This window comes from Nocardiopsis valliformis DSM 45023, assembly GCF_000340985.1.
Taxonomy (GTDB): Bacteria; Actinomycetota; Actinomycetes; order Streptosporangiales; family Streptosporangiaceae; genus Nocardiopsis; species Nocardiopsis exhalans.
The window spans coordinates 241174-266958 of sequence record NZ_ANAZ01000002.1; the positions used below are offsets into that span (position 1 = coordinate 241174).

The 25785-nt window shown below is 70.9% G+C and carries 25 protein-coding genes; 12 read left to right on the forward strand and 13 right to left on the reverse strand.

All coding sequences use genetic code 11. The features are described from left to right. Nucleotides 1–298: 298 nt before the first annotated feature. Nucleotides 299–604, reverse strand: a complete 306-nt coding sequence (locus D457_RS0101675; RefSeq protein ID WP_152514108.1) for a hypothetical protein — start codon at nucleotides 602–604, stop codon at nucleotides 299–301. 200 nt (nucleotides 605–804) lie between these two features. Between D457_RS0101675 and D457_RS0101680 the strand changes: the two genes are divergently transcribed. Further along, nucleotides 805–2100, forward strand: coding sequence for an MFS transporter (locus D457_RS0101680; protein ID WP_026116225.1), 1296 nt, complete (start codon nucleotides 805–807; stop codon nucleotides 2098–2100). Nucleotides 2101–2276: 176 nt separating this feature from the next. Here the strand turns inward: D457_RS0101680 and D457_RS0101685 are convergent, their stop codons facing one another. Continuing rightward, nucleotides 2277–2870: a TetR family transcriptional regulator gene (locus D457_RS0101685; RefSeq protein WP_026116226.1), complete on the reverse strand. Its 594-nt coding sequence runs from the start codon at nucleotides 2868–2870 to the stop codon at nucleotides 2277–2279. 492 nt (nucleotides 2871–3362) lie between these two features. Between D457_RS0101685 and D457_RS0101690 the strand changes: the two genes are divergently transcribed. Together D457_RS0101690 and D457_RS0101695 are read left to right on the forward strand one after the other, a co-directional pair. Next, on the forward strand, nucleotides 3363–4466 hold the full coding sequence (locus tag D457_RS0101690) for a WD40/YVTN/BNR-like repeat-containing protein (RefSeq protein WP_017578906.1): 1104 nt from the start codon (nucleotides 3363–3365) through the stop codon (nucleotides 4464–4466). 1 nt (nucleotide 4467) lies between these two features. Continuing rightward, nucleotides 4468–4752 (forward strand): MoaD/ThiS family protein, encoded by a 285-nt coding sequence (locus D457_RS0101695; RefSeq protein WP_017578907.1) that lies wholly within the window; start codon nucleotides 4468–4470, stop codon nucleotides 4750–4752. Nucleotides 4753–4802: 50 nt separating this feature from the next. Here D457_RS0101695 and D457_RS0101700 read toward each other — a convergent pair whose 3' ends face one another. Further along, entirely contained in the window at nucleotides 4803–6020 is a 1218-nt protein-coding gene (locus tag D457_RS0101700) for a DUF418 domain-containing protein (RefSeq protein WP_083926631.1), read from the reverse strand. 220 nt (nucleotides 6021–6240) lie between these two features. Between D457_RS0101700 and D457_RS0101705 the strand changes: the two genes are divergently transcribed. The 5 genes from D457_RS0101705 to D457_RS0101725 all read left to right on the forward strand — a co-directional run bounded on the left by D457_RS0101705 (nucleotide 6241) and on the right by D457_RS0101725 (nucleotide 10266). Beyond that, nucleotides 6241–7491: a sensor histidine kinase gene (locus D457_RS0101705; RefSeq protein ID WP_017578909.1), complete on the forward strand. Its 1251-nt coding sequence runs from the start codon at nucleotides 6241–6243 to the stop codon at nucleotides 7489–7491. Then, nucleotides 7488–8138, forward strand: a complete 651-nt coding sequence (locus D457_RS0101710; protein WP_026116227.1) for a response regulator — start codon at nucleotides 7488–7490, stop codon at nucleotides 8136–8138. The genes D457_RS0101705 and D457_RS0101710 overlap by 4 nt, the downstream gene beginning before the upstream one ends. Before the next feature lie 168 nt (nucleotides 8139–8306). Next, a complete protein-coding gene (locus D457_RS0101715) occupies nucleotides 8307–9320 on the forward strand; it encodes a zinc-binding dehydrogenase (protein WP_017578911.1) in 1014 nt (337 codons plus the stop codon). Between the two features lie 122 nt (nucleotides 9321–9442). Then, nucleotides 9443–9748, forward strand: a complete 306-nt coding sequence (locus D457_RS0101720; RefSeq protein ID WP_017578912.1) for a type II toxin-antitoxin system TacA family antitoxin — start codon at nucleotides 9443–9445, stop codon at nucleotides 9746–9748. Further along, a complete protein-coding gene (locus D457_RS0101725; protein WP_017578913.1) occupies nucleotides 9745–10266 on the forward strand; it encodes a hypothetical protein in 522 nt (173 codons plus the stop codon). Before D457_RS0101720 ends, D457_RS0101725 begins: the two co-directional genes overlap by 4 nt. A 27-nt stretch (nucleotides 10267–10293) precedes the next feature. On the opposite strand, the gene D457_RS0101730 is transcribed toward D457_RS0101725, so the two are convergent. After that, entirely contained in the window at nucleotides 10294–11832 is a 1539-nt protein-coding gene (locus D457_RS0101730; RefSeq protein WP_026116228.1) for an SDR family NAD(P)-dependent oxidoreductase, read from the reverse strand. A 189-nt stretch (nucleotides 11833–12021) separates the two neighbouring features. On the opposite strand from D457_RS0101730, the gene idi reads away from it, so the two are divergent. The 3 genes from idi to D457_RS0101745 all read left to right on the forward strand — a co-directional run bounded on the left by idi (nucleotide 12022) and on the right by D457_RS0101745 (nucleotide 14361). Beyond that, the gene (gene idi, locus D457_RS0101735; RefSeq protein ID WP_017578915.1) at nucleotides 12022–12540 is read left to right on the forward strand and encodes an isopentenyl-diphosphate Delta-isomerase; all 519 of its coding nucleotides are present in this window, start codon (nucleotides 12022–12024) and stop codon (nucleotides 12538–12540) included. 80 nt (nucleotides 12541–12620) lie between these two features. Further along, complete coding sequence (locus tag D457_RS0101740) at nucleotides 12621–13619, forward strand: type II secretion system protein GspK (protein ID WP_239645978.1); 999 nt, start codon at nucleotides 12621–12623, stop codon at nucleotides 13617–13619. A 55-nt stretch (nucleotides 13620–13674) separates the two neighbouring features. Then, entirely contained in the window at nucleotides 13675–14361 is a 687-nt protein-coding gene (locus tag D457_RS0101745) for an HAD family hydrolase (RefSeq protein ID WP_017578917.1), read from the forward strand. On the opposite strand, the gene D457_RS0101750 is transcribed toward D457_RS0101745, so the two are convergent. The 8 genes from D457_RS0101750 to D457_RS0101785 form a co-directional block, all read right to left on the reverse strand. Further along, complete coding sequence (locus D457_RS0101750; RefSeq protein ID WP_017578918.1) at nucleotides 14358–14657, reverse strand: DUF6221 family protein; 300 nt, start codon at nucleotides 14655–14657, stop codon at nucleotides 14358–14360. The genes D457_RS0101745 and D457_RS0101750 overlap by 4 nt on opposite strands. A gap of 169 nt (nucleotides 14658–14826) precedes the next feature. Continuing rightward, entirely contained in the window at nucleotides 14827–15654 is an 828-nt protein-coding gene (locus D457_RS0101755) for a glutamate ABC transporter substrate-binding protein (protein ID WP_017578919.1), read from the reverse strand. A 41-nt stretch (nucleotides 15655–15695) separates the two neighbouring features. Continuing rightward, nucleotides 15696–17099: a hypothetical protein gene (locus tag D457_RS0101760; protein WP_017578920.1), complete on the reverse strand. Its 1404-nt coding sequence runs from the start codon at nucleotides 17097–17099 to the stop codon at nucleotides 15696–15698. Nucleotides 17100–17336: 237 nt separating this feature from the next. Next, nucleotides 17337–18128: an FHA domain-containing protein gene (locus D457_RS0101765; RefSeq protein ID WP_026116229.1), complete on the reverse strand. Its 792-nt coding sequence runs from the start codon at nucleotides 18126–18128 to the stop codon at nucleotides 17337–17339. Between the two features lie 9 nt (nucleotides 18129–18137). Continuing rightward, nucleotides 18138–19487, reverse strand: a complete 1350-nt coding sequence (locus D457_RS0101770) for a vWA domain-containing protein (protein ID WP_017578922.1) — start codon at nucleotides 19485–19487, stop codon at nucleotides 18138–18140. Continuing rightward, a complete protein-coding gene (locus tag D457_RS0101775) occupies nucleotides 19471–20874 on the reverse strand; it encodes a PP2C family protein-serine/threonine phosphatase (protein WP_039830862.1) in 1404 nt (467 codons plus the stop codon). The genes D457_RS0101770 and D457_RS0101775 overlap by 17 nt, the downstream gene beginning before the upstream one ends. 17 nt (nucleotides 20875–20891) lie before the next feature. Next, entirely contained in the window at nucleotides 20892–23498 is a 2607-nt protein-coding gene (locus tag D457_RS0101780) for a tetratricopeptide repeat protein (RefSeq protein WP_026116230.1), read from the reverse strand. Then, complete coding sequence (locus D457_RS0101785; protein WP_017578924.1) at nucleotides 23495–24751, reverse strand: hypothetical protein; 1257 nt, start codon at nucleotides 24749–24751, stop codon at nucleotides 23495–23497. The genes D457_RS0101780 and D457_RS0101785 overlap by 4 nt, the downstream gene beginning before the upstream one ends. 208 nt (nucleotides 24752–24959) lie before the next feature. Between D457_RS0101785 and D457_RS0101790 the strand changes: the two genes are divergently transcribed. Then, nucleotides 24960–25169 (forward strand): helix-hairpin-helix domain-containing protein, encoded by a 210-nt coding sequence (locus D457_RS0101790; protein WP_017578925.1) that lies wholly within the window; start codon nucleotides 24960–24962, stop codon nucleotides 25167–25169. On the opposite strand, the gene D457_RS0101795 is transcribed toward D457_RS0101790, so the two are convergent. Continuing rightward, nucleotides 25166–25747, reverse strand: coding sequence for an AAA family ATPase (locus D457_RS0101795; protein WP_017578926.1), 582 nt, complete (start codon nucleotides 25745–25747; stop codon nucleotides 25166–25168). The genes D457_RS0101790 and D457_RS0101795 overlap by 4 nt on opposite strands. Between the last annotated feature and the right edge of the window lie 38 nt (nucleotides 25748–25785).

Sequence of the window (25785 nt, forward strand, 5' to 3'; positions counted from 1 at the left end):
GGGGCTGGGGTCCCACTCGCCCCTGCGGGGCCTGAGCCAGGCGCTGCGCCCGTGGACGAGGTGGCGGTGTCCCAGCCACAGGTCCAGCCGTTCCTCGACGCTCTCGGGCGGCTCGGAGGCGCTCGGTTGCTCGGCCTCGGCGAAGCCCAGGGGGGTAGGGCGATGCCCGCCCGTACAGCGAGCCGAGCTTCCAGCATTTGGCGGTGCCCACGCCGCCCGCGTGGAAGCACTCGTCGCACACCTGCTCTACGCCCCTGCCCCGCCCCAGTCCGGGGTCGCCGCCGCAGGCGACGGCCAGCTAGGCGTGGCCGAAGGGGTGCCGGTTCTGAATGATCCAGGTGAGGGCGAGGGTGGTCTTACCGACCGCCGGTCCGCCGACCACGCTCCACAACCAGCCGCCCTCGCCGGACTCCGCGTGTTCGAGGAGGGTGTCAAGCAGGGCCGGTTCCTCGGTGCGGTTCTGGAAGGCACTGGTCTCCCGCTGCGGGAGGATCGGCACGGTTCTGGCCTCGGGCTGGTGGATGCCGACCGCACCCCCACCGAACCGATCCGGATCTGTGTGCCGTGGTCGTCCGCCCTGGGAGGTATTGCGTGTGCCACTCACAGCGCCCCATGCTGGCCGAGAACATCGTTTCCCACCAGTCCCACAGGTCGGGAGGGCCTGACCGACACCGGTCACACTGTGTGTCTCCGCACACGGCCTCACCCGGCACCCACCTGTCACCCCCCGGTGCCCCGCTCGGAAACGCCCCGAGGTAGGCGAGTCGCTAGGGGCACAGCGACGAAAGGTCGGTGGTCACCCCCGTGTCCGACTCCACGACCCGGGCGACGACGGCGCCGCTCGGCGGGCGCTTCTGGGCCTTCTGGTCCGCATCGCTGACCTCGAACCTGAGCGACGGCGTGGCGATGATCGCCGTGCCCTGGCTGGCCTCCTCGCTGGCCCCGGAGAACGCCGCGCTGGTAGCGGCGGTGGCCACCGCCGGGCGGCTACCCTGGCTCCTCCTGGCCCTGCCCGCGGGGGTGCTGGTGGACCGGCTGCCCCGGTTCACCCTGATGGTCTCCGCGAACTCCCTGCGGCTGCTGCTGTGGGCGCTGCTCGCCGCGGTGGTCTTCGCCGGTTGGGCCTCGGTTCCGCTGCTGGCGGCCTTCGCGTTCTGCTTCGGCGCCTTGGAGGTCTGTTACGACACCGCCGCCGAGACCACGGTGCCCGCGCTGGTCCCCAAGGAGAACCTGGAGCGCGCCAACGGGCACATCCGGTCCGGGGCGATCGTGGCGCAGGAGTTCGCCGGGCGGCCGCTGGGCGGTTTCGTGCTGGCGCTGGGGCTGTTCGTGCCGTTCCTGTTCAACATCGCCGCGCTGCTGGTCTCGGTGGTGGCCCTGCTGAGAGTCCGTGCGACCGCGCCCACCCAGGACAACTCACCCGGACCCGGCCCGGAGGCCCCACCGAAGGCGCCCCGCGGGCTGCGCGGAGTGCGGGAGGACGTGGTCGAGGGCGTGAAGGCGCTGTGGAGCCAGCCGCTGCTGCGCGCGGTGGCGGTCATCGCGATCTTCGTCAACACCGCCTATGCGACCATGCTCTCCACTCAGGTGCTGTTCGTCCGAGACACCCTGGGGCTGGGCTCGGCCGGGTTCGGCCTGCTCATGGCCTTCGCCGCGGTCGGCGGGATCCTCGGCGGCCAGCTGGTCTCCCGGCTGCGCGTGCTCCTGCCGGACGGCACCCTCCCCGTCTTCTGTCTGGCCGGGAGCGGCCTGTTGTACCTGGTGGTGTCGGTGTTCCCGCTCACCCCGGTAGTGGCGGGGGTGTACTTCCTCTCGGGGGGTCTGGTGCTGGGTTACGGGGTCGCGATGACCTCGATCCGCCAGCGCATCACCCCGGATCACCTGCTCGGCAGGGTGAACGCCGCCATGCGCACGGTCAGCTGGGGCATGAGCGCCGTGGGCATGGCGGCCGGCGGTGTCCTGGTGGCTTCGCTGGCTCCCGCTCTGGGCCAGACCGACGCGCTCCGCGTCCCCTATGCACTGGTGAGCGCGGTCAGTCTGGCCGTGGTGGTGTTCTTCGGCCGCAGGCTCGTCGGCCTGGTGCGCGAGCACGACGTCTGAGCCCTCCCGGTGTCCTCCCCCGGCTCCGGAGCGGGCCGGGGCTCGCGGGACGGGGGAGGCAGCGGTGGTGCAGCAGGGAACAGCGCGGCCAAAAGCGGTGTGGCCGAAAGCGACCGGCCGAAAGCGGTACGGCGGAGAACCTAGGGCCGGGGCAGGAGGGTCGCGCCCCGGTCCGGTCAGTTCCCCAGGGTACGCAGCATCCCGTGGGCCTCGTCCATGCGGGCGGGGAACGCCTCGGGGCCCTCGGCCAGGCGCATGGCGGTGAGTTCACAGGCCATCGCGGTATGGGAGGCCAGGACGGCGACGTTCTCCACCGCCCCCGCCTCGATGAGCGCTCCGGCCAGGCGGAGCGCCCGTTGTTGGCGAGTGAGCAGGTAGCGGGATCTGAGGTCGATGCTCTCTCGCAGGAGCCGGACCAGGACCGCCGAGTGCGCCGGAGACAGGGCGGCGTAGGGCCGGGTGACGGTCGCCGCCTCGCAGAGCAGGGTGAGTGCCGCCCCGAGGTCGGTGCCCAGGGGCCGGTCCGCTTTGTCCAGCACGTAGGCGCACATGCGGTCGACCTCGGCGCTGTCGTCGGCGAACAGCACCTGTTGTTTGTCGCCGAAGTACCGGAAGAAGGTGGTGCGGCCGACCTCGGCGCGTTCCGCGATGGCGGCGACCGTGACGTTGTCGAATCCGTGTTCGGCGAAGAGCTGGAAGGCTGCCGACACGATCGTGGCCCTCGCCTTACGGCGTTTGCGAGCGTGGAGCGTGTCCGGGGGGTGGTGCATGGGCGACCCTATCGAGTGGGAACTCAGTTCTTGTTGGTACGCGGGACCGTCCATTGGGACGGTGGTCCCGAAACGGACCGAGAGACCGAGCTAGCGGGAAGTCTTCCGGGCTGGAGGACGGGTTGTGGCCGGTATACCGAAACCTGGAGGAGTCTCGGCGCGAACACCGGTTGGCCCGGGAGTTTATTGCAAAGAGATCTGGTACTGACAACCGCCTTCCACTCACCGCTGACACCCTTGCTCGGAAAGGGTTCCCTCCACACGGAAGTTATCCCTCCCAGGGTCCCAGCATTTCCGAACGGCGTGAATTAACCACCCACGGCAAATCGTTCGGGTTCCTAACTATTCACTTACCGAGATGTCCGCAACCCCGCCCCCGAAGCCACTCCCACCCCTCTCCCACTCTCCGGACACGGCCGACCGGGTGACCGCCCTCCGAATGTCGCACCCCTGTGCCACAGTGGAGATCTAACTCTCACCCTGGGGTTTCTCATGGCATATCTCCTGGTCATCGGCACACGCAAGGGCCTGTTCACGGCCCGCAGCGAGGATCGGCGCGGGTGGGAGGTGACCGGTCCGCACCGGCTCGACGAGGGTAACGACGCCGGGATGAGTCCCGTCTACACCGTCGGGATCAACCCGCACACCCAGCGACTCCTCGCCGGGACGGAGAGCTGGCACTTCGGTCCAAGCGTCTGGCACAGCGACGACCTCGGCGCCACCTGGACCGAGCCCGGGGCCCCGCCGATCGCCTTCCCCGAGGACACCGGCGCCTCGCTCACCCGCGCCTGGCAGTTCGCCTTCGGCGCGGACCCGGACACCGTGTACGCCGGGGTGGAACCGCACGCCCTGTTCCGCTCGGGCGACGGCGGGACCAGCTTCGAACTGGTCCGCGCGCTGTGGGACCACCCGCACCGCACCGACTGGTTCCCCGGGGCTGGGGGCGCGGCGATTCACACCGTCCTACCCGGCACGCTCGGTTCGGGCCGGCGGTCCCCCGAGGCGATCACCGTGGCCATGTCTACCGGAGGTGTCTACCAGACCGAGGACGACGGGGCCAGCTGGGCACCGGCCAACCGCGGCATAGCGGCGGGGTTCCTCCCCGACGAGGAGCCCGAGTACGGCCAGTGCGTGCACAAGGTCGCCGCCGCCTCGGACGGCTCGTTCTACGCCCAGAACCACCACGGGGTCTACCGCAGCGCTGATCCGGCCGCCGACGGGTGGAGTCGGATCGAGGAGGGCCTGCCCACGGACTTCGGCTTCGCGGTGGTCGCCCATCCGCACCGCCCCGAGTCCGCGCTGAACTTCCCCGTGGTCAGCCAGGAGGTGCACTTCCCGCCGGGGTACCGGCTGAGCGCGTACCGCACCGACGACGGCGGCGGGTCCTGGCGGGCGGTCAACGAGGGCCTGCCCGAGGGCCCGTACTTCGGGATCGTGCTGCGCGACGCCGCCTGTACCGACGGCGCGGACGTCCCCGGCTTCTACTTCGGCACCCGCTCCGGGGACGTCTACGCGTCCACCGACGACAGCGGACGCTGGGAGCCGGTGGCCGCGCACCTGCCCGACGTGCTGTGCGTCCGGGCCGCGGAGGTGTGAGATGCGGGTGACCGTACACCTGACCAGCGTGCTGCGGGCCGATGCCGACGGGGCCACCCACGTCCCGGTGGAGGTCGACGACGGCACCGCGCTACGCGGGGTGCTGGACGAGCTGGCCGCCCACCACCCGGGGCTGGACCGCAGGATCCGGGACGAGCGGGGGCAGCTGCGCCGGTACGTGAACGTGTTCGTGGACCAGGACGAGTGCAGAGCCGTGGGAGGCCTGGACGCCGCGGTCCACGAGGGCGCGGACGTCCGTCTGCTGCCCTCTGTGGCAGGGGGCTGACCGGCGGACGCCCCCACGGCACCAGCCGCGGGGCGTCCGGACACGATCGGCTAGCCGATGCCGGTGTGCGCCTTGTCGGTCTCCTGGCCAGCACCGGTCCGACGGCGCAGGGGCAGCGGACGGAGCCGGACGATACTGCGCCACACCCACTCCAACGGGCCCAGACGGAACGCACCCATCCACCAGCGGGCGACCAGGATCATCACCGCGAAGTAGGCGGCGGCGAGCCCGTACTGCGCCAGCAGGGTGATCTCGCCCTCCAGCGGCTTCGTGCACAGGAACACGGCGGTGCTGAGCAGGTACACGGTAAGCGTCATCCGGCCCAGGGGCGCCAGGGTTCCCAGCACGCGGGAGGCGGCACGGCCGCGGCGGACCAGCCACCACACGAGCCCCAGGTAGATCAGGGCGCCGCCCAGACCGGCCAGTGAGGCGCCCAGTGACACCAGGGCGTGCGATCCCGGATCGACCACCGGCAGGCCGTCCGCGCCCAGCACCGGGATCCCCTCGGCGTCGAACTCCATCGGGAAGAGCCAGTCGGAACCGAACATGAGGACGAACCCGAGGGGCTTGATGAGCAGGCCCGCCCAGATCATCCGCACCGGGAGCCTGATCGGCCCCTCGAAGTCCGGGGAGAGCTCGGGGCGGCGGGCCAACCACACACCCAGGCAGAAGAAGGCCAGGGTCTGGGGCACCATCGCGACCAGGAACAGCAGTTCGTTCCCCTGGCCGACGAAGTACTCCAGGGCGGGGGCGGCGGCGAACAGCGCCACCGCCGCCCAGAACGGGCGGGCCCGCGATCCGCCGAGCAGCAGCGGCAGCGCCGGGGCCAACAGCAGAGCGGACACCGAGTACAGGGTGAGGATGTCCCCGGAGAAGACCAGCAGGTGCGGCACTCCGAAGACCACACCGAGGACCGCGTACCTCCAGAGCATGAGGACCATCGGGCGGCCACCGCGCTTTTCCGCCGCCCGCCAGGCCAGGACCACTCCCACGCCCAGGAGCACCATGAGCATGGATCGGGCGTTGCCGGACATCAACAGGTTCAGGGCGGCGTCGACCACCGACGTCAGGGTGGACTCCGTCCTCTCCCCGCCGCGCTCGGCGGCGAAGACGACGACCGGCGCGTTCATCATGACCACGCCGATCATCGCCAGGGCGCGGGCCACGTCGAGGAAGGCGACCCGACGTGCGGGCACGGCCGCGCTCTCGGGCGGTTCGGCGGACTGGTCTGCGCCCGGCACAGGCGGATGCGGGGTCGTCTCTTGCATGGGGCCTCCTTGGCAACCTCCCCAGGATCGTCCGCGGCCCCCTTCCCGCACATCGCCCGAACAGCCGAGACGCCCGCGCCCCGGGGTACGACTTTCGGCCGACGCCGAGGCGGCGGGCACCGACTTTCGGCCCGTCACCGTGTACGCGTCGGCCGGTGCCGCGCACGGGTCCTCCCTTTGACCGATGTCCGTACGAGGGCCGGGCCCTAGCCTTGGCTCTATGTCACCGAGCTGGGTTCCCACCCGCCTGAACAGGCTTTTCGTCCCCGACGTCAACGGCTTTCCCGTGTGGGCCTACCTCGCCGCGCTCGCCGTCACCCTGGTGATGCCGCTGCTGTGGACTCTCGATCTGGTCACCGTGCTGTCAGCGCGGGAGATCGACGACTGGGTCGGGCCGCCGCACTCCCGCATGGACTTCGCGTACACGCTCTCCGGAGCGGTCTGCGCCCTGGCCGCGGGGCTGGCGGTGTGGCCCCGCGTCGGCCCCTGGGCGACCCTGGCCGCCGGTTCGTCGGCCCCCTTGTCGGTGCTGGCGGTCTCGGCACTGGTGTGGCCTGCGCCCAAGGGGATGTTCGGCTACCCGCTCGGCGCGGCCGAGGTCTTCGGCATGCTGGTGCTGCTCGCCCTCACCGCCCTGCGCTGCAGGGCCTGGCAGGTCGCCCTGGTGTCGGTGCTGTGCGCCCTGGCCGCCTACTCGGACTACCTCCGCGACCCGTTCAGCCCCGACCCCACCTCCGCCCTGCTGATGGTCGCGGTGGGGCTCGCTCCCGGGTTGTACCTGCGCTGGCGCCAGGCGGAGCGCCGCGCACACGTGGAGCGGGTCCGCGCCGAGGAGCGGCTGGCCATCGCCCGCGACCTGCACGACGTGGTGGCCCACGAGGTGACCGGGATCGTGGTGCAGGCCCAGGCCCTGCGGCATGTGGCCGAACGGGACCCGGAGGCCGTCCAGGCGGTCCTCCCGGAAATCGAGGCGGCCGGGGCACGGGCTCTGGAGTCCATGCGCGGCATGGTCTCTCGGCTGCGCGAACCCGGGGAGGCCCCGCTGACCGCCGAGCCGTCGGAGGTGCTGACGGCCCTGGCCACCCCGGCCTCACACGGACGCCCGGAGGTATCCGTGCACGTGAGCGGGCCGGTACGGGAACTGCCCGCGGAGGTGGGCACGGCGGTACTGCGGATCGCTCAGGAGTCTGTCACCAATGCGCTGCGATACGCCCGGGGCGCCAGCCGGGTGAGCGTGGTCGTGTGCGCCGACAGCGAGGGGGTGCGGCTGCGGGTGCGGGACGACGGGTGGGGCGGTGCCGGACGCGGCGCGGGGGGAACGGTCGGCGGCGGCCACGGCCTGGTCGGCATGGCCGAGCGGGCTCGGATCCTCGGCGGTGACCTGTCCGCCGGACCGAACGGAATCGGGCAGGGTTGGACCGTGCGGGCGACGATCCCCGCACCGCGCAACCAGGGGAACGGACAGAAGTGACGATTCGGGTAATGCTCGCCGACGACCAGCAGATGGTCCGCACGGGTTTTCGCTACATGCTCGACGCTGAGGAGGGGATCTCGGTGGTCGGGGAGGCCGGTGATGGGATCGAGGCGGTCCGGCTCGCTGGGGAACTGCGCCCGGACGTGGTCCTCATGGACATCCGGATGCCCGGCATCGACGGTCTGGAGGCGACCCGGAGGCTGGCCGGACCGGGGGTGGCGGACCCGCTCAGGGTGGTGGTGGTGACCACCTTCGACCTGGACGAGTACGTGCACGCGGCGCTGACCGGCGGCGCGGTCGGGTTCCTGCTCAAGGACGCGGGACCGGCACTGCTGATCGAGGCGGTGCGGGCCGCCGCCCGGGGTGATGCGATGGTCTCGCCGCAGATCACGGTGCGTCTGCTCAAGCACTTCGCGGCTTCCCAGGCACCCCGGCGGGACCACGGCCAGAGCGGACTGACCGCGCGTGAACTGGACATCGTGCGGACGGTCGCGCGCGGGCTCACCAACACGGAGGTGGCCTCGGAGTTGTATGTCACGATCAGCACGGTCAAGACGCACCTGGCCCGGGTCCAGGAGAAACTGGGCGCCCGCAACCGGGTGGAGGTCGCCGCTTGGGCCTACCGGAGCGGACTCATGGAGTGAGTCGCCGGACGCCTCGCCACCGCTCAGCTCCCGGGGCCTCCCCGCTTGACGAAAAAGTGGGCGGGTTCTGACCCTTATCGCCCGTGTCGCCTGAGTACACACCCATGTCCCGAGCGTGATGATCGGTGGGGAAATGGGTGCAGACGACATGACTGCGAGGAATGACCAATGGCCACCATGCGCGCGGCCCGGCTGAACATCACCGAACGGACCCTCGAGGTCACCGACGTGCCCAGACCCGTGCCGGGCCGGGGGCAGGTCCTGGTCCGGGTCAGAGCCGCCGGAGTGTGCCTGTCCGACGTCCACCTCATCGACGGCACCCTGAGCCCGCTCCACCTCGAGGGCGACACCGTCACCCCAGGGCACGAGGTGTCCGGGGTGGTCGAGGAGCTGGGCCCGGAGGTGCTCGACGTCGGGGTCGGCGACCGAGTGGCCCTCCAAGCAGGTGAGCACGACCGGCACGGGCGCGTGCTCACCCGGGGCGTGGACTACGACGGCGGCTGGGCCGAGTACGCGCTGGCCGGTGAGGACACGCTCGTCCCCATCCCGGACGAGCTGTCCTTCGAGCAGGCCGCGATCATCCCCGACGCCGTCTCCACACCCTGGGCCGCCGTGACCGCCACTGGTGACGTGCGCCCGGCCGAGGCCGTCGCGGTCTGGGGCGTGGGTGGACTGGGCGCGCACGCCGTCCAGCTGCTGCGGCTGGTGGGCGCCGCCCCGATCATCGCCGCCGACCCCGACGAGCACGCCCGGGCGCGTGCCCTGGAGTACGGCGCGGACGTCGCCCTGGACTCCACCGCGGCGGACTTCCTCACCCGGATCGGTCAGCTGACCCACGGCCGCGGCCTCGACGCGGCCTTCGACTTCGCCGGGGTCCCCGTCGTGCGCGAGCAGGCGGTCCGGGTGCTCGGCGAGCACGGCCGCCTGGTACTGGTCGGCCTGACCGACAAGCCGCTGGAGGTCGGGGACGGCACCCGGTTCAGCTACCTGCGCCAGCAGATCCTCGGCCACTACGGCTCGGAGGCCGAGCACGTGGTCCAGCTGGTGGACCTGGTGCGGTCGGGCCGGCTGGAGTTCAGCCGCTCCATCAGCGGCGCGTTCTCCCTGGAGGAGGCGCCCAAGGCCGTGGAGCAGCTGGAGCAGCGGATCGGCTCCCCGGTCCGCCTGGTCCTCCAGCCCTGACCGCCCTGACCCAAACCGCACAGCCCTCGGACTGCTACCAGTTCGAGGGCTTGTAGTTCCTGAGATTGTTGTTCGCCAAAAACCCACTCTTGCGTGTGCACATTGTGCGTACAATCCGGGGTATGGCTACCAGCATGAAGTCAGAGAGAATCCACCTGAGAGTCAACGACCAGCAGAAGGCCCTGCTCGAGGCCGCGAGCGCCGCCTCGGGGGACACGGTCTCGGCCTTCGTCCTCGGTGCGGCCACCGAAGCGGCGGCAAACGCGCTGGCGGATCGACGGGTCTTCATGTTGGACGAACAGGGGTGGGCGGCCTTCGACTCGGCCCTGGAACGCCCCGCACGCGACATCCCCGGATTGCGAAAGCTCCTGACCGAACCCACGGTGCTCGATGAGAACAGCTCTCAGCATCATGAGGACGACACGTGAAGCCGAGGTTCGGGCCGGTCGAGCCGCTCACCGCACAGCACAGGACGGCCGACTTCGACTGCGGATCACACGCCCAATCCGACTGGTTGAGCGACCATGCCCTCCAAGCACACCGATCGGGTGGGTCACGCGTGTATGTCGTGTGTGACGAAGACCCGGACACGGATCGCCCGGTCGTCGGCTACTACGCTCTGGCCGCTGGAAGCATCGCCCCCTCGGTGGCCCCCAGCCGACTCCTGCGCGGTGCCGGCAAGTATCACCAGCCCGTTGTCATCCTGACCCGGCTGGGGGTAGACATCCGCGTCCAGGGGACGGGACTCGGTAAAGCCCTCGTAGTCGATGCGCTGCGCAGGGTCGCGGTGGCTTCCGAAACGATCGGCGTCCGAGCCCTCCTGATCCACTGCGAGAGCGAATCAGCACGACAGTTCTACCTCGGCCTCGCTCAGTTCGAGCGGAGCCCCAGCGACCCGATGCATCTCGTACTACTGATGAAGGATCTACGCCGCGCACTCGCGTGATCCGTAGGCCGCCCAGCCCTCGGACTGCTACCAGTTCGAGGGCTTGTAGTCCTTGAGGAAGATGCCGTGCAGGTCCTCGCCGAGCTCGCCTCGGACGATGGGGTCGTAGACGCGGGCGGCGCCGTCTTCCAGGTCGAGGGGGGCGTGGAATCCGGCTGCGGCGATCCGCTCCTTGTCCGGGTGCGGCCGCTCATCGGTGATCCAGCCGGTGTCCACGGCGGTCATCAGGATGCCGTCGCTCTCCAGCATCTCCTCGGCGCTGGTCCGGGTGAGCATGTTCAGCGAGGCCTTGGCCATGTTGGTGTGCGGGTGGCCGGGGCCCTTGTAGCCGCGGCCGAACACGCCTTCCATGGCGGACACGTTGACGATGTACGTGCGCCGGGCGGGCGAGGCGGCCAGAGCCGGGCGGAGCCGGTCCACCAGCAGGAAGGGCGCGCTCACGTTGCACAGCTGCACTTCCAGCATCTCGACCGGGTCGATCGCGCCGATCCGCTGGGTCCAGCTGTTGACCGGGGCCAGGTCCGGCAGCAGGCCGCCCGCGTCGATCGCCCCGCCCTCGCGGATCCGGTCCGGGTGCGCCGCGCCGGTGGTCAGCGCCAGCGACGTGAGCATCTCGGGGGTCAGTGTGTGCGGCGCGACCTCGGCGACCTCGGACTCGGGGGCGCCCTCCAGCTCACGGGGGCGGACCCCACCGAGCACCAGCGGTTCGGGCAGGCCCTCCCCGGTCAGCGGCTGCGCCTCGGCCGCGATCAGCGGGGCGTAGGAGCCCGGTGAGCGGCGGACGGTCTGCGCGGCGTTGTTGATGAGGATGTCCAGCGGCCCCTGCTCGGCCACCGAGTCGGCCAGCCGCACCACCTGGCCGGGGTCGCGCAGGTCGATACCGACCACCCGCAGGCGGTGCAGCCACTGGTCGCTGTCGGGCATCGCGGCGAACCGGCGCACGGCGTCGTTGGGGAAGCGCGTGGTGATGGTGGTGTGGGCGCCGTCGCGCAGCAGCCGCAACGCGATGTACATGCCGATCTTGGCGCGGCCGCCGGTGAGCAGGGCCCGCCGCCCGCCGAGGTCGGTGCGGGCCTCGCGGCGCTGCCGGTTGAAGACCGCGCACTCCGGGCAGAGCTGGTGATAGAAGGCGTCGACCTCCTGGTACTTCTGCTTGCAGACGTAGCAGGGGCGGGCCTTGCGCAGGACCCCGGCGAGCTGCCTGGATTCGGGCTGCCCAGCCTCCGTGCCCGAGACCTCTTCGGCGCCCGGGTCGCCCGGGTCCCCACTCGCGGCCAGTGCCCGGCTGGTCAGGGCTCGGCCGTTGGTCTCGTCGTCGATCCGGCCCGGCGCGGCCGTGGCGGTGGCAGCGAACACGGCCTCGTCGTGGGCCTTGCGGGCGGCGTGGCGCTCTTTGCGCCGCCACTCCTTGAGCGCCTTGAACATCCGGGCCGTGGCCCGCTGGAGGGCCCTGGAGTCGTCGTGGTCGGCGGGCAGCTGCTCCGCCTCGGCCAGCACCTCCAGGCACACCTGAAGCCTGTCCGGGTCGATCCCGTCGACCGTCGACCGCGTCACCGTTTCCGTCACCACTGCATCCCGCCGCTGTTCCGATGGCCGCTTTGCCGGGCCAACAGGAACTTTATGCGCACTCCGGTACTGGACGGCCAGGATGCTCCCCGTCCGCACCCCCGACCCGGTGCGAAGGGGTGTGCGGAACGGGAGACCATGGGGTGGACAGTCGTGGGGAACAGCCGAGAGAGCCGGTGAAGAGAGTCAATGCCTGAGTTCGTGGTCCTGCTGGATGAGCGGCACCAGCGGGTGGGGGTGGCCAACAAGGCCACCGTGCACACCGAGGACACCCCGCTGCACCTGGCCTTCTCCTGCTATGTCGTGGGGCCGGACGGCCGCGTCCTGCTCACCCGCCGTGCCCTGGGAAAAACCACCTGGCCGGGGGTGTGGACCAACAGCTGCTGCGGTCACCCCGCCCCGGAGGAGACCATGGTCGAGGCGGTGCACCGCCGGGTCCGCCAGGAGCTGGGCATCGAGTTGACCGAGGTCACCGAGGCCCTACCGGACTTCCGCTATCGGGCGGTGTCGGCCGAGGGGATCGTGGAGAACGAGTTCTGCCCGGTGTTCTGGGCCCGGACCGAGGACACCCCCTCCCCTGACGCGAACGAGGTCGCTGAGTTCACCTGGACAGCCTGGCCGGACGTGGTCATGCTCGCCGAACGGACACCCTGGGTGATCAGCCCCTGGGCCGCAGAACAGATTCCGCAGCTCAACGACGCGCGCTGACCCGGCCGGGGCCGCCTTTCCGGTTTGTCGGAAAAGCCCGAAGGCCACCACGAAACACTTGCGCACCATAGAGTCGTGCTATGTCCAACACACCCCCCGGCCATGGTTGGCACTACGGTGAGCCCGACCCCCAGCAGCCGCACTACGGTCACGCGGAGCGACCGCTTCCTCCCTATCCCCGGCAGCCCGGCTACCCGGGCGCGCCGTACGGCCAGGGAGGCCCGTACCACGCCGGGCCCGACAGCCGTTCCCCCTACGGTCCGGATGATCCGTACGACCGTCAGGGCCCGTATGACCGTCGGAATCCGCACCACTCGTATGACCCGCACCACCCGCAGGCCCCGCACCACCCACAGGGCCCGCACCACCCACAGGGCCCGGCACCCGTGCAGAGCGAGACCAATCCCGGCGGCCGCGCGTTCCTGCTCCTGATCCTGCTCAGCTGCGGCGCCCTTGCCCCCTTCGTCTACGGCTACACGGCACTGCGCCACTGGTCTCGTGCGGCGGGCATCTGCGCCCTGATCACCGTGCCGTTCGTCGTCGTCATCGTCGCGAGCGGGGAAGACAGCACTCTCGGCACGGTGGCCGGCGGCATCTACGTCGTCTTCGTCGTCCTCGCCACGGCCTACCTCTACCACGACATCTACGGGGTGAACTCCGACCGCAACAAGGGGCTGCGCGGCGAACCAGTCACGGCCGCGCCCGGCGGCCCGGCTCCCTCCTCAGGGGAGGGTGCCCGCAAGGTCAGCAGCAACGCGGAGCTCAGGGCGATGGCGGCCGACCGCGCCCAGCGCAGGAAGGAGTCCCGGAAACTGGCCGAGGAGGACCCCGCGCTCGCACGTGAACTGGGTGTGGGCCGACCCGACCTGCACACCGGCTACGACGACGGTGGCCTGGTGGACCTCAACCGGGCCCCCGCCCAGGTGATCGCCGGGCTCCCCGGCCTGACCTCCGAGGACGCACAGGCCCTGATCACGGCCCGTTCGTCCGCGCCGTTCATCTCGCTGCCCGACGCGCTGATCCGCACTGGCCTCCCGGCGCACCTGGAGGACGAGATCTCCGACTACGTGGTCTTTTGAGCGCGGCTGCGGGGTAGGTAGACCGCGGCACCCCTCAGGAGTTGGAGCACACCCCATGCCCCCTCGCACGCACGTCCCCGTCCGTCCCTCGGCCCTGGTCCTCGACGCCCTGGACACCCTCTTCCCGCTCGGCCCGCTGGAGTGGCGGTTCCGGGAGGCCGGGATCCCGCGGGTGCTGATGACCCGGTGGCGCGACCACCTGCTGCGGGACGCGTTCGCGCTGTCCCTGCTGAACGAGGCCCGCAGCTTCGAAGAGGTCGCCCGGGGTTCCCTGCGCGACATCACCGGAAACCAGATCGCCCCGGCGGCGGAGGACACCATCCTCGACGGGCTCACCCGCCTCGAACCACGCCGCGAAGCCGCTCGGGCCCTGGCGGCCGCGCATGAGCGGGGAGTGCGGACGGCGGTACTCGGCCAGGGGGACGGGGAACAGGTGCGCCTGCTGGTGGAGCGCTCCGGACTCCCGCTGGAAATCCTCACCGAGGGTGACCGCCCCGGGGCGTGGAAACCGGCCCGCGAGCCCTATCTGGCGGCGGCGCACGCCCTGGATGTGGCCCCGGAGCGGTTGGGTCTGATCACCGCGCACGGCTGGGACGCGGCGGGCGGCCGCGCGGCCGGACTGGTCACGGGGTGGTCGGCGCACGTGGAGGGACGCTTCCCGTCGATCTTCGTCGGCCCCGACGTCGAGGGCCGGGACCTGGCCGAGACCGTGGACCGGCTCCTCGCTTTGCCCGAGCCCTAGTCTTCCCAGGTGCGGTCGTATTCGGGGTGGCCCCGGTAGACGGCGGCCAGGTACTTGACCGCGAGTCGCCAGGCCAGCAGTTCGGACCAGGGGTCGCCCTTGACCTTCACCGCCTGGGCGGAGGTCTCGATGATGCTCATGCTGGCGGTGTGCGCCTCGGTGTAGCCGCGGACGATCTTGCGTTTGGCCGTCACCTCGGCCAGTGCGCGCTCCCGGCCGCGTGAACCCACGGGGACGGCCTTGGACGCACGTTCGTCCTCATCCAAACGCGCGTTCAGGAACTCGACGATGGTCAACGGACGACTCCTCTTCTGTCCCCCCCAATGCCCTACATAAGGTTCAGTATCTGCCATTTGCCCCGCTTGGGCCACCCGGAAGCCCTCGCTGATCCGGGCGAATGTGGCACCGCGTTCTCAGCCGTCACACCGGGTACACGCAACCCCGGCAGCGTTCCCCGAACGCGCCTTAGTCGCAGCCCTCGAACTGCGGGACAGTCCGGACCACCTCAAGGTCGGTCTCGCCGAACCACTCCTCCAGCAGGTCCACCGCGGTCCCGTCCTGGTACATCTCGCTGACCGCCTTGTTCACCGCCTCGCAGGCCGCCACGTCGCCGTGCGGCAGACCCACGCCGTACTTCTCGTCGGTGAACGGGTTGTTCACGAAGCGGAACGAGTCCGGGTCCTCGGCCAGGAACCCGGCGAGGATCAGGTTGTCCGTGGACACCGCGTCCACCGACCCCTCGCTCAGCCTTTCGATGCAGACGCTGTAGGTCTCCGCTTCCTGGAGCTCGAGCACGTCGATGCCCAGGCCGTCGGTGATCCGGAAGGCCGAGTTGGAGCCCGCGCCCTGGCAGACGCTGCGCCCCTCCAGGTCGCGCACCCCGTCCACCGCGTCCTCCTCCGCGCGCACCAGGATGTCCTGCTTGGCCACGTAGTACGGGCCGCCGAAGGTCACCTCGGTCTTGCGGCCGGGGGTGATGGAGTAGGTCGCCACCACCATGTCCACCTCACCGCTGACCAGCTTCTCCTCGCGTTCGGCCGAGGTGATGCCCACCAGCTCCACCTCCTCGATCCCGAGGTGAGCGGCGATGTAATGGGCCACGTCCACGTCGAACCCGACCAGCTCGCCGTTCACGTCCAGGCCCAGTCCGGGCTGGTCGTCCTTGACCCCGATCGTCAGCGAGTCCGCGTCGACCAGGGACTCCTCCCGCTCCGCTGAGCAGGCGGGCAGCAGAATCACCGCCACGGTGCCCAGGGCTGCCGCAGCCGCGCCACGGCGGTGTCGAAACCACATCGGCCTGTTCCTTGTCTCTCGGGGGTCAGAGTCTGTCGGGGTCAGCGGTACTCGGCGAGGCGGGGCCGGACCCCGACCACCACCAGCGCGAGCAGGGCGAGGGCGCCGACCGGCAGCCCCCAGGTCCACGGGGATAGCGCGGCGTCACCGCGGTCGATCCCGGCGGTGAACTCCTCCTGGTGCAGATCGATCAGCCCGCCCAGCGCTTCGGTGTAGGCGGGGAAGAGCCCGTCCTCGGCGTGCGCCACCCCCATTCGGATGTCGATCGCCGCGGCCAGGTCCTCCTCCTCGGCGGCCTCGCGCATCAGCTGGTCCTCCTCCTGGAGGGCGGCGTAGGCGGTGAGCACCTCGGCGAGGGCGTCCTCCTGACCGGGCAGCAGCGAGTCCTGGGCGCTCTGCCCCAGGTAGCCGAGTGTGCCCGGATCGTCGGGGTCCGCGCCGTCCGAACCGGGCAGGTTCGGGTAGGCACCCGGGATCTCACCGATCGCCTCGTAGTAGTCCGTCAGGGTGCTGGCCGGGCGGAACAACACCTGCTGCGCCCGCTCCAGGTACACCTGCTGGTAGTTGTCGGCGAAGTCGCCGTCCGCGAGGTAGCGGCTCTGGTCGGCCTGCATGTCGGTGGCGATCGCCCCGGCCCGGGCCAGCGCCATGGCGGCGTCCAGCCCTTCGTCCTTGGCGTCGCTCTGGTGGGCCCCACTGCTGTTGAGGGCCATGATGACGCCGAGGGTGAGCACCACGGTCCCGGCCGTGGCGGCCAAGAGCGGGGCGTTGAACCGGCGGCGGAACCGCACCCGCAGGTACAGCTGGAGGCCGATGAGCGCGGCCACGGTCGCCACGCCCACCACACCGACCCACACGAGCCCGAGCGCCACCGTGGACTGCCCCTCCTCGTGGTTGGCCCGCACGATCGCCGAGGAGTCCAGCCCCAGGTTGAACGCCTTGGGCAGCAGCTCGGTGTGCATCAGCTGGGTGGCCTCCCGGTACGCCTCGAGGGCGTCGGGGTCCACCTCCCCCGGAGCGGCCTGGGCCTCGTCGTTGAGCAGACGCGCCTCGCTGACCTTCTGGTCGTAGACGCCCATACCGTCCAGGACAGCCTGGACGTTGAGCTCCTCGACGGTGTCGCCCTCGGTGAGGGAGGCCGCCTGGAGCAGGGCCGCGTTGGCCTGGGCTCGGCTGCCGTCGTACCGCTCCAGGGCCGCCTCGCGCCCCGACCCGAGATCGTGGTCGGTACCCATGAGCAGCACGTCCGCGACGCCGGCGTCCATGTCGGCCAGGGCCAGGTACAGCTCGGTGGTGGCCATGGCCTGCGGCCCGGCGTCGCGGCCCAGGACGGTGAGTCCGTCACGGGCCTGGTTCAGCGTGACCGTCGCGGAGCCGAACAGAGCCGCGATGGTCAGCACGCACAGGAGCGTCAGCGCCCACACCCGGGTGGGCGTGGTCCGCATCGAGGCGCGCGCCCGCGGCCACCAGGAACGGAGGTACCGCCCGCCCGTGGAGCCGCCTGCGGGGTTACTCGTGGCGTCGCCCTCCGGCTGTGCCGGGCCGGAGCTGTGAGGTCCGGTGGGCTGCCGGCCGCCCGGCTGCCCACCGGGGGTCGGCTCGATGGGCGGTAGTGGCAGAGAGGGGGCACCCGGTTCCGGCCGCCTGGCCACCTGGTCGGGGTTGGGGGGCATCAACGGGGTTCACCCCTTCTGGAGGATGATGACGGTCCATGCGCCGACGTAGATCCTGTCGCTGTCATTCAGGGGAACCTCCACGTGGTGGGCTATGGGGTTGGCCGTCCCGTTGATCGTGGTCCCGTTGGTCGACCCGGGGTCGACCACCGACCACGTGTCGCCCGGGCGGGAGAGCAGGACCGCGTGGATGTGGGAGATCGCGGGATCTCCCCCGGGGCCGCCCAGGTCGATCTCCGGGGTGAACCCCTTGGACCTGCTTCGTCGTCCGATGTGCACCCGGTCGCCCTGGAGGGTCACCCGGCGCTGCTGGCCTCCGGCGGGGAAGCTGATCTGCGTCGGGTCGAGCATCCCCTGGTCGACCATGTACTGGTAGTAGGCGGGGTCGGCCGCCACGATCGCGCGCCAGCGCACCCCGATCGGCGCGCTGCCGGGCTCGGAGATGCGCCGCTGGTGACTGCCCGACTGGGAGGCGAAGTCGTATCCGCACTCCTCGCAGAAGCGGCCCGCTCTAGACGTGCCGCACTCCGGGCACGGCCCTCCCCGGGTCGCCGGTCTGGGTCTGGGCGGTGTCTGGTCGGGGGCGGGGCGCTGTGCCGGTGGCCGCGCCAACGGTTGCTGTTGGTGCTGCGGATGCTGCGGGTATAGATGGTGCTGCGACTGCTGGTGTTGCTGATGATGCGGGTGCTGCTGCGCGGGTCGGTGGCCAGGGGGCGGCACGGACAACGACTGGAGGCGCAGCCCGCAGATGTCGCAGAAGTCGGTGGCCGTGGAGTGGTGCCCTGAAGGGCAACTCGGCATGGGTCCCTCCTACCCGGGTCCGGGGGCACCGCCGGTTCCCGGTCCGCTCTGGCGGGGACGGGTCCGTACGGTCCGGGTCGAGTTGGTGTCGAGGGTCATCTCGTCGACCTTGTCGACGCTGGGCTTGAGCCGGACCGTTCCGGTGGCCGCGTCGACGACGTCGACGACGCGGTCGAGGAGCTTCGCGGTCTCCTCGTTTCCCGACTCGTTGGCGAGCGCGACGGCCCGACCCAGCCTGGTGGTGGCGGTCGCTTCGTCTCCCTCGCGACGGGCGGCGAGCCCGTCCTGAATCGCCTGGGCCAGTTCGACCTGACCCGTGTAGTGGGCCACCCGGGGGTTGATCTCGGTGGCTCTGACCTCGTCCGACGTCCACTCGGCGAGGATGTTTCCGGAGGCGAGGACCTGGTCCGGGGCCCCGCCCTCGCCGGGCATCACCACTCTGACCCAGCCCGCGCGCAGCTGACGGCCGGGATCGCCCGGCGGTACCTCCACGCACACGTGGTAGTCACGGCTCTCCGTACCCCAGGAACCGGTGGGGTAGTCCCCGGCCTGGGCGACCCGTTCGACCGCGCGTCCGCTGAGGTCCTGGACGGTGGGCGCCACCTGTTTCACATAGCGCACCACCGCGTGTTGGGGGGTCCACAGGCGCAACGCCACATCGGCCACCGCCTTACCCATGGAGGCCTGGGCCATCGCCCGGAAGTCCGCCTCCAGGTCGGCGGGGTCGGCGATGATGCCCGGCCCGCCGCCGAGCAGGGCGGCGTCGATCCGGCGCAGCTCCGCTACCTTCCAGTCGGTGCCCACCCCGCGACAGTCGCAGACGAACCGTCCGGCGAGCCGCTGGAGCACCCCCTCGAAGACGTCGGACATCTCGTTGTTCTGGCCGTCAGTGAGCAGGATGGCGTGCTTGATGCCGTCGTCGACGGTGTCGAACAGCGCCGCGGCCTTGAGCAGCCAGCTGCCCATGCGGGTGCCGCCGTCGGCGCGCAGCTTGCCCACCGCGTCCAGCGCGGCCGCCCGGGTCGAGGCGTCGACCTCCACCAGGTGGGCGGTCTCGGGGAAGATCATCTCCGCTTCGCGGTGCCCGGCGACCACCGCGAAGCGGACGCCGTCACGCAGGGTCTCGATGGCCGCGCGCGCCGCCTGCTTGGCCGCGTTGATCTTCTCGCCGTACATGGAGCCGGAGGTGTCGATGATGATCACCTCGGCGGCGCGCACCGCCGAACCCACCAGCACCGGACTGTTCGAGGTCACGCTCACCACGGCGTGCACCTCGGTACCACCGATGGGCAGGAAGGGGTTCTGGTCGATCTCGACGCGGAACTCGGGCTCGCCGGAGCGGTCAGAGCTGTGCGGCACGGGGACCCCCTTGTTCGGTGGGTACAGGAATGACGACGACGGTGATGTTGTCCTTGCCGCCCGCTCTCAGGGCGAGGCTGACGTAGGTGCGGGCCCCCTCCAGCGGGGCGGCGGTGGCCCCCGGCACCGCTTCGGTCAGGTCCTGGGCCTCCGGGTAGTAGTTCCAGAGGCCATCGCTGCACAGCAGGATGGCGCCGGGCCCAGTGGGGGTGACCGTCGAGATGTGCGCGTCGATCTCCCCCGAGTCCGCGCCCATCCAGGCGATGAGCGCGTGGGCGTTGGCCGAGCGCATCGCCTCCTCGCGGGAGAGCGCACCCATCTGCACCATCGCCTCGCTCCAGGAGTCGTCCCTGGTGAGCAGGGTTGAGGCGCTGGAAACGGGGCCGCCGGAGATCCAATAGGCGCGGCTGTCCCCGACCCAGCCGACGGTGACCGCGCCGGTGGCGGGGTCCACCACCGCGGACACGAAGGTGCAGGCCGGGGCGGAGCTGGGTGAGTCGGCGATGGCGGCGACCGCCTGGGCGGCGCGGGTCATCGCCGCCCCGGTGGCCTCGCGGGGGTCGGCCCCCTGACGCATCTGTTCGGCGAGCACGGTCGCCCCGGTCTCGGCGGTGACCCGGGAGGCCTCGTCAGAGCGAGGCGAGCTGGAAACCCCGTCGCAGACGACCGCCACGACGGTCCCCGCGGCCCGGGGCGCGTCGTCCTCGATGACCCGGATGGCCATCGCGTCCTCGTTGCGCTTGTGCCGCAGGCCCCGGTCGCTGACCCCGAAGGCCCGTCCGGCGCGGACCTCGACGTGGTCGCGTCCGGTGGGCTGGAGGAAACCGCACTTCTCGCAGTACCCGTCCACGACCCGTCCCGGGCACCACACGCACAGTTCGGGGTTGTCCACGGCGACCGGGTTGCTTCCCACGGCGGGCGGCGGCCATTCGGGGACGACCTCCACCGCCGGGAGCGCTCCGGCCGGTTCGGGCCCGGGTGCGGGGGGCACCGGGTTCCGGTAGATGGGTTGGGTGATCTGGAGGTCGACTGCCTCCCAGTCCGAGAGCTCCTCGTCGGGTTCCCCGGCACCGTCAGCGTCTTCGTCGCCCTGGCCACCGCCCTCGACCCGCTCGTCGCGTACGGCGCCGTGCAGGCTCACCTGGGGCGCGGTCGGGGCGCCGTCGGCGGGGGTCAGGCCGGGGCGCTCCACCACCATCGTCTCCGCCTCAGAGGCCGAGACCTCGGACATGCTCGGCTGGGGCGTGGTCGGCACGCGGTCGGGTTGACCGCTCTCCTCCGTCCGCGCCGACGGGTCCTTCGGGAGGGTCTGACCGCAACTCTCACAGAAGGCGTCACCCGCTGACACCATGTCGGCGCAGGTAGGGCAGGTCCGCACCTTTGTCATCGCCGTTCCTTCGATCCTCACAGGAGTGTCACCGGGCGTAGGGAGTTCGCCTTGTCAATGAGCTCGTAGCGCTCCGAGGTCCGGCTGGCCCGGTGTGCCAGGGACCGGTAGCGGCGCTCCAGGTTGGCGCGGACGCCCTCCTCGGTGAGGTCACCGTCCAGGAGTCGCTGACCGGCCGGGGCGCTGCCGCCCGAACGGAGCCAGGTCAGGGCGGACTCGAGGACCCGGGCGGCCAACCGGTCGGCGGACTCGCTGTCCAGACCGATCCGGCCGAGCCGTTCACCGGCGCGCACGTAGTCGGCGCTGTCGGTGGCGCCGGTGGCGAGCGCGGCGATCAGTGCGGTCTGGGCGTGGATGTACAGGCTCGACAGCTCGGGGACGGTGTCCAGGACCTGGATTGCGGAGGCCCGGTCACCCTGGGCCACTCTGATCCGGGCCAGTCCGAAGGCCGCGCTCACGTAGGAGTGGTCGGTGGACCACACCGTGGCGTACTGGCGTGCAGCCGTCTCCAGGTCTCCGGTGCGTTCGCAGGCCAGGGCCAGGCCGAGCTTGGGCGCCACCTCCCCGGGGAGGTGGTTGTAGAGCTCGTCGAAGTGGTTCCGGGCCTCCTGGAAGCTGCCCGTGCTGAGTTCGGCCACGGCGAGGTACCACATGGTCCGCCAGTCGCCGGGCACAGCCGAGCTGAACTGTTGGAGCGCGTCCAGGGCCTCGTTGTGCTGGCCGACCGTGATCAGCGCCCGAGCGAGCATCAGCAGGGTCTCGGGGGTGGGCGCCTGGGCCGCACGCAGGGTCGGGATGAGCTCGGCCGGGGGCATGCCCGCGAAGCTGCGCAGGAGTTGGGCGGCCGGGTCGACCGGGTCGATGAGCGGGGCGGGCAGCAGCCCGGCGGCCTCGGTGGGCGAGGGCGGGCTGAGCATGCGGTCGGCGTTGTGCGCGCCCACGTCGGAGCCGCTGGTGAAGGTTTCCCCGCCGAAAAGCGCGGAGGCCGCCGGGTGCGGGGTGCCCTCGATCTCGGAGAGGACCTCGCGGAGCACCCCGGTGAGCTGGTCGGCCATGTCCCCGGCATCGTGGAAACGCGACTCGGGTTCGATGTTGGTGGCCCGGCGCAGGAAGCGGTCGTAGGACTCGTACCGCTGGAGCAGCGGCACCTCGTTCCGCGGCGGGATGCTGTGCGGGTGCTGGCGCATGAAGCTGAAGTGGAAGCTGAGCACCGCCAGGGCGCGGCCGACGGAGTAGAGGTCGGCGCTGATCGTGGGGCCCGGCCCCCGGAGCTCGTTTTCAGGCACCCGGTAGCCGGGGGTCGTGTAGACGGGGCTGAGCGTGTCGTCCATGCGCCGGACGCCGCCGAGGTCGATGAGCTTGATCAGCTCCTCGCTCTGGATGACGTTGTCCGGCTTGAAGTCGCAGTAGAGCAGACCCTTGGAGTGCAGGTAGCCGAGGGCGCGCAGGCACTCCAGGCCGAAGGCGATCACCTGCTCGACGGGGAGGACCTCCTCTCCGGAGCCGTCCTCCCGGCGTTCGACGAGCAGCTCCCGCAGCGACTTGCCGCCCACGTACTCCATGACGATGTGGCCGCCGGGGATTCCGGTGCGCGGGTCAGGGTGCTGGGAGAAGTTGATGATCTTAACGATGTTGGGGTGCTCGACCTCGGAGAGGAAGGCCCGTTCCGCCGCGGCAGCCTTGTGCGCCTCGGCGTCACCGGCGTTGAGCAGGCCTTTGAGAACCACCCAGCGGTCGTTGACGTTGCGGTCCCTGGCCAAGTAGATCCAGCCGAGCCCGCCGTGGGCCAGGCAGCCCAGGACCTCGTACTGACCGCCGACCATGTCGCCCTTAGCCAGCTTGGGGGTGAAGGAGAACTGGGTACCGCACTGGCGGCAGAAACCCTCGGTGCGACCGTCCTGGCCCCCGCGGGCCCGGCCGACCTTCTCGCTGCAGTTGCCGCAGAAGCGGTTCTTCTCCGACACGACCGGGTTAGTCATGATCGCTTCGGAGGGGTCGCGGGCCGGGACCAGCGGGACCTGGACCATGCCCAGGCCCAGCATGCCGCGCTTGGAACCGCGGCTGGAGCTGCTCCCGGTGCGCGAGCTGCCGACGATCCCGGCGATACTGCCCGGACCGGAACGGCCGGACAGGCGGATGTTGCCCGAGCTGATCGGGTGGGAGTGCACGGACATGTCGTTGCCCGCGGGGTCCCGGAGGGAGGGGCTGGAGGAGAACCACTGGTCGGTGGCACCGCTCCCGGACGGGGAGGGGCCGGGGGCCGGGGAGGGGTGCGGACCCGAACCCGGATGGCTCGCCTGCTGGGGCACTCCGAAGACGGTCTGGGGTCCGGAGGTCGGGGACCGCGGGGCGGGCGGTCCCTGCTGTCCCGGGGGCGCCTGGGACGGCTGGGGCCAGGAAGGGTGCTGGGCAGCCTGGGGGCCGGAAGGGTGCTGGTACCCGGGCGGGCGTTGGGGCCCCGAGGGGCCCTGGTAGCCGGGAGGTCCGGGTGCCGGACCGCCGGTCGGCGCCCCGGCACCCGGCTGGGGCACAGAGGGCTGTGTTTCCACCGGGGCGAGACCGCACACGACACAAAAGCCGTCCTCGATCTGGCCCTGGCAGCCGGGAGAAGTGCACTTGGTCATCTGCTCACACCACCATCAGTCTCGCCATCTGACGCCCCTTTTCCCGGTGTGGTTCTACTTCCCGGGGGTTCGATTCCCGAAAGTTCCTGGAGCCTCCGCTGGTAGGCGGACAGCGCCACGGTGGCCGCTCGCAGGTCACAGGGGGCGTTCCACAGTTCCCAGTGGGCGCGGCCATGGAGTTCGGTGAGCCGTTCGTGTTCGGCCAGACCGAGGCGGACCGAGCGGGCCCGGAAGGCGTCGAGTCGGCCGCGGAGCTCGGCCCGGCGCTGGAGGAGCCCGGTGAGGTTCTCCTCCCGTTCCTTCGCGTCGTCACCGGCCTGGTGGACGGAGCGCTGCAGCTGTCCCAGCCGGGCGCCCAGCCCCCACCAGTCGCTCTGGGAGCGCAGGATGTCCATCTCCACCACGGCGGCGCGCAGCCCCGGCACGGGGTCGGGGACATCGATGGCCCGGGGTGAGGAGATCTTCGCGATGACCCGGGCGCGCAGTTCACCGGCGCGCCGGACGACCTGTTCCACGTCGTCGATGGCCGACACGAGGCGCTCGATGCTCTCGGTGTAGGAGTCGCGCATGCGCAGGGCGTCGCGGAGTTCGCCGCGGGTGCGGTCGAGCAGGCCCCTGAGGCGGTCCAGGGACGAGGTGTCGACGCGGGCGTCGACGACCAGGGAGAGGGGGTCGCGGCGGACGGTCTCGCCCACCCGGAACAGCTGTTCGCGGAGGTTCTCGTGCTGATCGTCGCCCAGTTCGACCTGGTCCGAGAGGGTGCAGACCTCCTGCCACATGGACTCCAGCTCACCGAGCCTGGGGTGCAGGGCGTCCCAGGCGGTCTCCGCTGCCGAGATGACCTCCGTGGCCTCCTCGTAGTCGGCGGACATACGCGCGACGGCCTCGGCGAGGGTGATGTGTTCGGTGTCGGGGTCAAGCAGTCCGCGCTCGTGCAGGGGCTGCTCGGCGAGGGGGAGCGTGACGGACTCGCCCAGGAGCAGAAACGTGAGTTCGCCCAGCGGGTCCTCGCCACCGTTCGCACGCACCCGGACCGCCCGGTCGATCACCGCCGCGAAGGCGCCGTGTACCGTCCACAGCCTGTGGACGTGCACCGAGGCCTGGTCCCAGCGGCTCCTGGTCCCGCCAACCAGGTCGGCCTCCCTGAGCAGCTGGTATCCCACGTGCCGGTCCAGATCGGCGAGGTTGAGCGCGATGCGGTCGGCTTCGCCGCGGATCCGGTTGAGCGCGTGGTCGACGCCCTCCCAGCTCATCGGCGGCACACCCGACCCTGAAGCCCTCGCCACCTGACGTATCACCCCCGGCTGCCCGAGCCGCTCCGTACTCTCTCTTTACCTAGGACAAGAGTGTGGCCGGGCCCACCTCGATCCACAAGGGACTACGCGTTTTCCGGCCACGAGCGGCCACAACCGCAACACACACGTCATCTGCGGCATCCCATGCGCTGGGTAGGACACCCCCATGGCCAGAACAGAGGACAGAGCGGAAGAAGAGTTCCCCGGCATCGGTGCCCCCGCCCAGCGGGCCCTGGCACACGCCGGATACACGAGACTGGAGCAGCTGGACGGGGTGAGCGAGAGCGACCTGCTGGAGCTTCAGGGGATGGGCCCCACGGGCACCGACATCCTGAGCGACCTGCTGAACGCCCGGGGTATGTCCCTGGAGGCCTAGGGTGTGCTCCGTGGAGGCCTAGGCCCGGAGGTCTGGCCGAGGGCTTCGCCCAGGTGGTCCAGTACAAAACGGGCGCGCTCGGCGACCGGCACCCGGGGCAGGGTAACCAGCTCGTACCCGCAGGCCGGGTAGGCCTCGCGCATCGCCTCACAGGTGCGTTCGGCCTCCTCCGATGACTGGTGGCGCTCGGTGTCCCCGGTGAAGATCTCCGGCCAGGGCGGTGCCAGGAACACCGTGCGGCGGTAGCGGAAGCGGCGGGTCGCCGCCCACACGTGCTCGGGGACCGGCAGGCCGCGCAGCCGGAAGTAGCCGACCGTGTCCGGCACGCCGCGGTCGCAGAACACCGGTCCGTCGTGTCCGGCGGCCTCCCGGTGCGAGCGCATGTCCCAGGAGAGCATGAGCTCGGCGAACAGGGTGTCGTCCCGCCAGGCCAGGCCGGGGCCGTCGATCTCCCGCTGGTCGCGGATGATCGCCCGGCCCGCCTCGACCGTGCGCCCGTACCCGAGCCCGGCCAAGTGGTCGATCAGGGTCGTCTTGCCCGATCCCGGTCCGCCGGTGACGACGACGAGGTGGTCCATGCGCGCTCCCTGCTGTTAGTGATGCGTGGCTGGTGGTG